Origin of the sequence: Geitlerinema sp. CS-897 (assembly GCF_028368005.1) — a bacterium.
GTDB classification, from domain to species: domain Bacteria; phylum Cyanobacteriota; class Cyanobacteriia; order Cyanobacteriales; family Geitlerinemataceae; genus Baaleninema; species Baaleninema simplex.
The window spans coordinates 1-2645 of the sequence record NZ_JAQNCQ010000139.1; the positions used below are offsets into that span (position 1 = coordinate 1).

The following is a 2645-nucleotide window of genomic DNA, read 5'->3' on the forward strand; positions in this document are numbered from 1 at the left end:
ATCACTGCCTGTAGCTGATGACGCTCTTCTGCTGTCAGGCGCACAATGTATTTTTTCTGCATGGGACTCCGGCTCGCTCCCTACAGATTACCTCAATACTCCCGTTAACCCTAATTCTTAGAGTTGACGCTGCACTAGCTAAACAACGATCTTTGCCAAAAAGCATTGCCCACCCGACAAGTTTAGGTGAACCCAAAACTCAAACATCACGACTTAGCAAACAAAACGCGCCAAATCACGACGCCCGTAATACTGAGATAGCCGATTACCGTCAGCCAATCGACCCAACTTCCTGAAATTGTCGTTTCGTCCATCACCACACCTCCGCTACAAGACAGTTTGTAATGCTTCAACCAACCGACGGCGGAAAAAGCGATCGTTCTCTTCGTACCACGATCGCCCCCGTTTTCCAAATTCTCGTCGCTGCGCCTCATCGTACCCCCAAACGGTTTCTAACGCTCGTTCCAGGGTCGATCGTGTCACCTGGTATTTCGTTCCCCACAGATGAGGTTCGGCGGTTGCGTACTCCACTAAAACCCCCCGTTCCGGCGTGACGATTTCGTTCATCGGGGGGGCGTCCGTCGTCACCGTCAGTCCCTCGCAACTCATGGCTTCTACCAAACGATGGCCGAATCCTTCCATTTGTGTCGGGTAAACGTGGATTCCGTGGTGGTTTTGATACGTGGCGAGGCTCTCTTCCGAGACGAGGCGATCGATATAGTCGATATTGTCCGCCCTCATGTCCGACGGCGGCGGTTGCTGTCGGACTAGCGTTAGCTTGGGGAAGTCGGAACGCGATCGCCACAGATCTAACAATACCGTCGTTCCCAGCCGAGAACTCGTCGTTCCCAAGTGGAAACAGCGATCGTAATTCGGCAAAATCTCGCGGCGACGGCGATCGAAACTGCTAAAACTTATAAACTCCGTCGGCGCAAAGGGGGAAAACACCATTTCAGCCAAGCGAGTTTTACACAAAATCGCGTCGAATTGCGATAAATAAGGTTTCCACTCCTGGCGAAACCATTCTTGATTGGGAATCAAACAGTTTTTCCGAGCGAAGGGAAGCCAGCGAGGAACGACATCTTCAATAAAGAGATTGATGTCGTAGCGGGGACGCTGGCGCAGCCATTGGCTGGCCTGTTGTTCGACCGCCGTGGTCACGCGACGGACTTTATGACGGAGGCTGGATTTTCCGACCGAATAGTGACTGACTGACCATCCCGCCGCTTCTAGAATCTCAGCGACGAGTTGCGTGTCTCGGGTCAATCCGGAACCGTTATCCCGAGCGATGAGGTTAGCCGCGATCGATCTTAACGCCATGTTTATCTTCCGAATCAGTGGGGCGAATCGGTTCTCAAAGCTGCGTGTTTATTATCGTCTACCGAGAGAGAGAATTTTGACGATGCGTTGGCGATCCCCGATCGCCGTCGATCTCTATCCGATAACCGACAGACACGGTAAGATTCGATCGACTACGATCGAACGAACGTACCATCACCCAATTACAACTCGGGACATATCTAGTTTTCTCTGCGAAGGATCGCACCTTCGCAGTTTGATTTGGAGAGCGACTGATGTTAGCAAACATCTCGAAGCCAGCTATCGGCGATAGTGCTGAAACCCTGGCCGACTGCGCGGGTGTCCTCCTGACGACTCGAAGTATCGTCTTGAGACACCTCCTCAAACAGAGCTGGATTTGGCAAGTTCCACCCGTCGGCCAGTGGGTCGTCCGACAGGCGCTGAGAACCGCGAAAACATCTGCCGATCGCGCCGTTCGGTGCGACTGTCGGCGATACGGCGAACTCGTGGAACTGGTTCGCGCCATCGTCTGCGATCGCGCCTTACTGCGACCCCTCGTCGAACGATATCCCAACATCGGACAGGTTGTCGAGCAACTCGATCGCGATCCCTGGCTAAAAGTAGAAATCGCCAGTTACTACGCCGACAAACTCCGAGAACTCGAACACCGCGAACGGGAATCGGTAACTTCCCGGTAGCGACGAGCCAGTTTGTGGGCTATCATTCAGGCACAGTCGCCCGCGCAACTCCCAACGCGCGATCGGCTTGTTTAGACGTTTTTCTCGCCCCTAAATCGATCGTGAACGACAGCTACGATTCCCTGTACGTCGGTCTCGTCCGCAACCTCGCCAAACGCAAGCGACAAGCTCTCTCTGAAGAACTCGGGACGCTCATCGACGCCATTCAAAACGAAGGCTACACCTTCGCCGACCTCATCGGCGCCACCCGCGACATCATCCGCCGTCAAAAGTCTGGAGGATACTGGGACGACTGTACGAACGATCTCGATCGCGCCTTCGAGTCAGCCCTGAAAGCCCAAGAAAGCCGTGAATCCCGCGATTTACGAGAGAGTACGACGCCCCGCGAGACGCGCACTGAAGACGATTGGCGCGAACGGGACAACCCGATCACCGGTTAACAATGGGTTTGAAGCCCCGCCCATAAGCGGGCGGCTTTTCTTCCTGCAACCTGTCGATCCAGTCCTTTATCAATTGGGTCATTGTCTTTTCTCTCTGCTGGGCAATCCGCCTAAGCTTTTGAAGCCTAGAGACAGAGACCCTAATGCTCAACCGTTCTTTTGGCATAAATGTGTACCCGATGGCTATCCATCCATGCGATCGTAGGCA

At 53.8% G+C, this 2645-nt stretch carries 3 protein-coding genes; 2 read left to right on the forward strand and 1 reads right to left on the reverse strand.

Annotated elements, in window-relative coordinates; translation table 11 throughout:
- Positions 1-327 precede the first annotated feature (327 nt).
- On the reverse strand, positions 328-1320 hold the full coding sequence (locus POG22_RS08730) for a glycosyltransferase (RefSeq protein ID WP_063716837.1): 993 nt from the start codon (positions 1318-1320) through the stop codon (positions 328-330).
- A gap of 254 nt (positions 1321-1574) precedes the next feature.
- Between POG22_RS08730 and POG22_RS08735 the strand changes: the two genes are divergently transcribed.
- Positions 1575-1997 carry a hypothetical protein gene (locus POG22_RS08735; protein ID WP_063716836.1) on the forward strand — a complete coding sequence of 141 codons (423 nt, stop codon included), beginning with the start codon at positions 1575-1577 and terminating at the stop codon, positions 1995-1997.
- A gap of 14 nt (positions 1998-2011) precedes the next feature.
- Positions 2012-2437, forward strand: coding sequence for a hypothetical protein (locus tag POG22_RS08740; protein WP_498904768.1), 426 nt, complete (start codon positions 2012-2014; stop codon positions 2435-2437).
- Positions 2438-2645: the final 208 nt, after the last annotated feature.

Coding starts and splice junctions, on each gene's coding strand:
- POG22_RS08730 (WP_063716837.1), bottom strand. CDS start 1,320: ATGGCGTTAAGATCGATCGCGGCTAACCTCATCGCTCGGGATAACGGT.
- POG22_RS08735 (WP_063716836.1), top strand. CDS start 1,575: ATGTTAGCAAACATCTCGAAGCCAGCTATCGGCGATAGTGCTGAAACC.